At 47.1% G+C, this 531-nt stretch carries 1 protein-coding gene; it reads right to left on the reverse strand.

Annotation, left to right across the window (positions count from 1 at the left end):
• Positions 1 to 84: 84 nt before the first annotated feature.
• The coding region (locus R7E78_RS30115; protein ID WP_318059139.1) for a 2OG-Fe(II) oxygenase family protein at positions 85 to 531 on the reverse strand (447 nt) is incomplete at its 5' end.

The raw sequence follows: 531 nt of genomic DNA on the forward strand, positions 1-531 counted from the left end.
CTCAACGTCATTACTTTTGTACCATAAACGAAAAAAGGCCGATAGCGAAAAACCATCGGCCTTTGGAATCAGGATCGCGTTTGATTAAATAACGCCTAGCTCACGTAAGCGTTCCATCAAGTAGCTGTGTGCTGTGTAACGCTCAGAAAGTACTGTATCTGGTTTTGGGTGCAAGAAAAGCGGTAATGAAATGCGCGATTTTTCTTGGCGAGCACCTGTTGGGTTGATAACTCGGTGCGTCGTTGACGGGAAGTAACCACCTGACGCTTCTTGTAGCATGTCACCAATGTTAATGATCAAGTTACCAAAGTCACATGGAACATCGATCCACTCGCCATCTTTGCTCATAACTTGCAGACCAGGCTCGTTCGCCGCTGGCAGTACAGTCAGTAGGTTGATGTCTTCATGAGCGGCTGCGCGAATTGCACCTGGCTCTTCTTCGCCTGTCATTGGTGGGTAATGAAGAACGCGAAGCAACGTTTTGTCGCTGTTATTGATCATTTCTGACAGCGCGATAGAGAACTTCTCTTG

It is taken from the genome of Vibrio sp. YT-19(2023) (assembly GCF_033337395.1).